This is a genomic window from Mesorhizobium sp. CNPSo 4688 (assembly GCF_057784295.1).
This window is the reverse complement of record NZ_JBWLUY010000062.1, coordinates 1-4,964: the sequence shown is the minus strand read 5'-3', so window position 1 is coordinate 4,964 and position 4,964 is coordinate 1. Positions and strand designations below refer to the sequence as shown.

Below are 4,964 nucleotides of genomic sequence, written 5' to 3'. Positions count from 1 at the left end.
CAACAGAGATGATGTCAGCGCCGACGGTCTCGGGGACGTTGGCCGAAATCCACTTGTACAAAAAGTCGGTGCCGCGGGTGCTCATCAGAAGATAAGCTGACGACGTTTATTAGGTTCCGCTGATGTGCTTCCCCAACGTCAGAACGACGTTGGCACCCTTCGTGAACGAAGTGGAATGCGGCCACCCGCGTAACAAATGATGCTGCGATCATGCTGTTAAGGGTGTGTCGTAACTCGTCCGCTTCCACCGGCATTGGACGCTTGGGAGCCAACCAGGTGCTTTCGCCCCGCCAGGGATAGAAAGCCAGGGTTGAAGTCACCCCGGACCCAGGTCCAGATTCCGTTGAGATCACCGAATGCCTTGGCGAGCGGTTTGTCCGCGTGCGAGACGGCAAGGCAAGCATCAGCAGCTATGAGAGCGAATTCTACGCTCGCTCTTTCGCCGAGGTTCAGCGGATCGGCTTAGATCTCCCTCCAAGAAAGAAGTCCCAATGAGTACGGGCAGCAGACGTCATTCTTTGCGCAAACGGTCCTTTGAGGATGGCCTGCGATGCAGCCGCCCACGCTTTGCGTTTAGCTGCCGCTTCGCCAGCCGCGGTTTCTGCTTCGATCGCCGCCAGTTTGGCTCTGATCTCTTTCGGATCTGGGTGTTCCAGCCCGACGACATCATTTCTCGTTTCGTTCAGCACTACGATGATTTCGTCCAATTTCGCATGGATGGCGGCCGTGTCGCGATACCCTCGGATCAGCACCACACCAGGGATGATGGTAGCGGCAACCGAAAGTGCATCGCGTTCGTCAGGCGGAATGGCTCCAACAGCATGCACAGAACCATCGCAATGACCAAGACATAGAGGCCGGGCGGGCGTGACAGGAAGTCAGCTGCGGAAAACGGGAATCGATTCATTCAAGGCACCTCCAGCCATTTCTGTGGCTGCGGCCGTCAGCGTCTATCACAAATGTTGCATTCGATCCGCCGGCAAGCAGGTCGGGATCGGGAAGCGAACCTAAACCAGCCCCAAAAAACGCTTCCCGCCACTGGAACCTTCCGGGCACGCGCGTGTTCAACGCAGAAATTCCGCCGGCGGAGATGACACACATGCCAGGACGCAAACCCAGTAGTGACCCCCCTGCGGACACCTACCCTTATCAACTCCAATCCTTCATGGAGAAGCACGGGCTTTCCAAGGACGCGGCTGAGGTCATTCTCCACACGAACGGTCCATCAAGACATAGGTGCGACCATGCGGCAAAAGCGTATTTGGAGGCCGTGCGCTTACGCCAAACTCGGTGGAAACCTCCGGCGCCGAGCATCCGGTCGTGACGAGAAGTAGCGCCGCCCTTCAGATTGCCAGATGTAGCCGGCTTGACTGCAAGTGTTTGTCTCGCCGTCACAGTACCGGTCCAGCAACCCGCAAATGATTTGTCATTTGGGGGCCGTCCGCGTAGCCACGGTCCCGCGATGGCCAATGTCCTCATTACTCACGAAACTGGGCCCGTTCCGACTCAAGCGCCAGGAACGGGCCATGGGGCAACAGTCACTAGCTAGAATCGCAAGACGACCGCAGGACGCCGTCTGCGATAGCACCGGACGCGACGCCGGCCATGCCGCCAGTAACTCCGGCAAACCCGTCTCCAGCCGCGCCGGCGATAGTGTCGGCGGCGATGCCAGTAGCGATGGTAGACTTGCTGCACTTCTGCCTGTGCATCTTCGTCAAAAGCATCGGCCTTTGGCGTCTCGAGTTCATCGAGAATGCCATTTCCGGCGACTGGAACACCGGCCATCGCGTTGATGGGTCGGACAGTACTTGCAAGGGCCGCTACCCCGGCGATGCCGAACATTGCAGTCAAGAAGGATCGCCGATCCATAGTAAACCTCCCAAGGTTGCATGAGCGAAGCGCCCCACGACATGTCAGCCAAGCACCATGCCCATCACCAGAAAGGTGACGGCTGTGGCGAAAATTGTCGCGAGCAACCACCACGCTTGGCCAACACTCTTATCCATTTGTTTTCTCCCACTTTTCGAAGGGACAACAATCAGGATTGGGGGCCGTTCCGTCGGGAATTCATGCTTGGACTATTGCTTTTGCCTGCAGGACCAAAGTCGGACCGGCATGTCCGACTGAAGCCCGGCGATGGAACGTTCGCCCCGGCACAAGGTTTGGTTCCCCGGACGCCGGCCAGTCCGGTCGGCGCCGATCTCAACGAGGAGTGAAACCATGAGAATGTACCTTTCTGCCGCCGCTGCGGCATTTGTTCTCTTGGCCGGTGTAGGCGTTGCTGCCGCCGAGGACATCATCATCCAGCCCGAACAGGACACGGTCATCCAAGAGTATGTAAAGAAACAGCCGCTGGCGTCGGTGAAGCTTCCCGGGGTGGAACTCAATGTCGGCACAGCTCTGCCCGATACAGTCGAACTCCATGAAGTTCCCAACGTCAAATATCGCTACGTAGTGGTCGACAACCGAACGGTTCTTGTCGATCCGGGCACCCGGAAGATCATCAAGGTCTATAACTGACCTTCGCCTCATCAAGTAAACGCCCGTCGCCTTCAATGGCGACGGGCAGACCATCAAGGATGAGTATCAGCATGTCGAATCATGACTCTAGAAAATCCGACGCTTTGGGCACGCGCGTCGCTAATCTCAAGGCGCGCATGCTGGAAGCTAAAATCACAGATAGCGAAATTCATAGTTTTAAGAAGGTCGCTGCCATTATGGATGGCGGTCGGGGCCGCATCGACGGCGACGATCTGATTGCCGCTTCGTTCCTCGCGGATCCTCTTGAATAGCCATGCCAACACATGCGCAAGAGCCACACGCGCAGGCCGAGATGCAGGCCCGCGACCAAGGCGGGACGCGGGCCCGGCCAAGTCTGCGGCCCTTGGCCAGCAGCAGTGCTGCCGCGTACACAACCTACGGTCCTATATGCCGTTCCGCTAATACAACAAAAAAAGCCCGCCACCGCGATGCGGCAGCGGGCAGTTTGGTATGGAGTAGCCGGAATCAACCGGCGCGAGTCAACGAACGTTGAAGATGTTGGTTGCGACCTCGTTCTCGTCGCTCCCAGGGGTCCAAAGAGCGACAAGTTGTTGTCTGAGCTGCGCCGTACTGAAACATCGCCGCGCCATAAAAGGATGCGCGTTCACGGTAAGCGGACCATAAAGGCAACGCTAAAAAAGGTACGCTTAAAAAGGCCCGCCCGAATGCGGAAACGGGCGGGCAAGGGAGGCGAAGTGTGCCGGTTAAACCAGTTAACGAGCGCCGGAGCGGTTGGTTGCTGAGCGTAGCTGCCGAATGTAGGCCTGACAGGCGCCGGCAACCGCTGACTGCGAGTCCTTTCGAAATCATCTGGAGCGGTTCTGCATCGCATCGAAGATGACGTCGAACACGCTGCCGACTTCTTCGGTCATCTCTTCCAGGCTGATGCCCTCTTTTTCGGCCGCCTTATTAGCCTGATCGGCAAGGTCGGTAATTGCCGCAAACCGTAGTCGGCCGGTTCATGCCCTTCGGCGCCGTCCCGCATGCCCCTGGACGCGTTTCCGTTAGCGGATAGCACGGCTCGAGTGGATGAAAGCGCTGCCGACATAGCGGCCGGTCTTGCGATCAGCCATCAGCGCAAAGGCAGGTTTTCCGGGCTCGCGCTCTATGCCGAGAAGATCGAATTCGCCGATTGCATAGCATTTTGCCTTCAACCAGTTGGTCGACGGGCCGCTCCGATATTGGCCGACCGTGCGTTTCGACACACGGCTTGGTCGGCAAGATGAAAGATGCTCTTTGCGTCGCCAGGAACCGAGGCGTTCGAACAGCCCGCGGCGGACAGTGGCAGGTGCTCGAACGTCCGAAACATCCTGGCGCGCTCTAGATGAGCTTTGATAAGCGGGAAAACCAAGCCAGAACGGTATCAGCGTGAGAAGCGCCGCCCCTCTTGTGGCACGGCGCCTCGATACCGCTGCGGTGGCGCAGCGCCTACAAGGTCGCGGATTGGCGGCTGCTGCTCAATGGGACGCACATCCACATCGGCCGTCTTTCGCACGAGCCAGGCGGGCAGAAGTTCCCTGAGTACCGATTTGAGGTAAAGCATCACAGAGCGTCGCGGCTAATGGCGCGAGGGCGCAGTTGCTTCAGTCAGCCTTGCGATATCTCGCTCGACCTGTTGGGCGGCCGCGTCGGTTTCGTCCATGCTCCGCTCGAGTACGTGCTCCAGCAATGCGAGCCGGGCTTGGCGATAGATCGGCCCGCTCTTGGCGATTTCAGGGTTGAGAGGAAAGGTCGGTGTCATGGACTAGACTCCTTTGTCCCGTCGGCCCGGCTCATTCACAGAGCCGGGCCTGCAGTGGACGGAAATCAGTTCTGGATGATGACGTGACGATGGCGATGGGGGCGATCATCGCGCTTGATGACCACAACGTCGTCAGAGCGGTGCTTCCGCTTCCAATAGCGTTTGCCGTGCCAATGGCGCTTGCCGTGATCGTAGAAAGCTTCCCGGCCGTGCTTGCGATAATGGAGCCGCTGGCCGTCCTCATTTATGACAATCGCCGGCTTGTGGTGGTGGCGGTGATGCTTCGTTGTCACGACGACCGAAGCCGCCGAAGCAACCGTTGGCGCGACCAGGCAAAGGGCCATAGCGCCCAGAATCAGGGTGGTTTTCACGTTCAGTTCTCCGAATTAATTTGCCCTTCGCTGGGTAAACATAGCTGCCGGACTTTTGTTCCTCCTTGCGACCGCAAGGTCCAAGTTGAGACCAAGTGCCACGTCAGTATTGTGGCGTCACCAGGCGCTACTTTGGATCATCCTTAAGGGGATCATCCTTAGGGCGCAGCTGGTCGGATCCGATGCGACTACAGAGCATCGCAAGGCTGAGACAAACGCCGGTATCGTCGTCCAAAGCCTGATTTGCTTGATCAAGCGAACGCTCCGCACGCTTCACGCGCAGCCGGGCCTTCGCCGCTTCAAAGTCATAG

At 58.2% G+C, this 4,964-nt stretch carries 7 protein-coding genes and 1 pseudogene; 3 read left to right on the top strand and 5 right to left on the bottom strand.

Annotation, left to right across the window (positions count from 1 at the left end; all coding sequences use genetic code 11):
• Window positions 1–593: 593 nt before the first annotated feature.
• Window positions 594–907: pseudogene (locus tag AC04SH_RS34650) on the bottom strand (low affinity iron permease family protein); the annotation flags it as partial.
• A gap of 770 nt (window positions 908–1,677) precedes the next feature.
• Here AC04SH_RS34650 and AC04SH_RS34645 point away from each other — a divergent pair.
• From AC04SH_RS34645 to AC04SH_RS34635, 3 genes are all read left to right on the top strand, one after another.
• Window positions 1,678–1,893, top strand: coding sequence for a hypothetical protein (locus AC04SH_RS34645; RefSeq protein ID WP_477345642.1), 216 nt, complete (start codon window positions 1,678–1,680; stop codon window positions 1,891–1,893).
• A 327-nt stretch (window positions 1,894–2,220) separates the two neighbouring features.
• Window positions 2,221–2,520 carry a DUF1236 domain-containing protein gene (locus AC04SH_RS34640; RefSeq protein WP_477345644.1) on the top strand — a complete coding sequence of 100 codons (300 nt, stop codon included), beginning with the start codon at window positions 2,221–2,223 and terminating at the stop codon, window positions 2,518–2,520.
• A 71-nt stretch (window positions 2,521–2,591) separates the two neighbouring features.
• Window positions 2,592–2,792, top strand: coding sequence for a hypothetical protein (locus tag AC04SH_RS34635; protein WP_477345645.1), 201 nt, complete (start codon window positions 2,592–2,594; stop codon window positions 2,790–2,792).
• 753 nt (window positions 2,793–3,545) lie between these two features.
• Here AC04SH_RS34635 and AC04SH_RS34630 read toward each other — a convergent pair.
• From AC04SH_RS34630 to AC04SH_RS34615, 4 genes are all read right to left on the bottom strand, one after another.
• On the bottom strand, window positions 3,546–3,746 hold the full coding sequence (locus tag AC04SH_RS34630) for a hypothetical protein (RefSeq protein WP_477345646.1): 201 nt from the start codon (window positions 3,744–3,746) through the stop codon (window positions 3,546–3,548).
• Between the two features lie 353 nt (window positions 3,747–4,099).
• Window positions 4,100–4,282 carry a hypothetical protein gene (locus tag AC04SH_RS34625; RefSeq protein WP_477345647.1) on the bottom strand — a complete coding sequence of 61 codons (183 nt, stop codon included), beginning with the start codon at window positions 4,280–4,282 and terminating at the stop codon, window positions 4,100–4,102.
• Between the two features lie 65 nt (window positions 4,283–4,347).
• Window positions 4,348–4,653, bottom strand: a complete 306-nt coding sequence (locus tag AC04SH_RS34620) for a hypothetical protein (RefSeq protein WP_477345648.1) — start codon at window positions 4,651–4,653, stop codon at window positions 4,348–4,350.
• A gap of 127 nt (window positions 4,654–4,780) precedes the next feature.
• Window positions 4,781–4,964 (bottom strand): hypothetical protein (locus AC04SH_RS34615; RefSeq protein ID WP_488578069.1); only part of this gene is annotated, 184 nt, incomplete at its 5' end.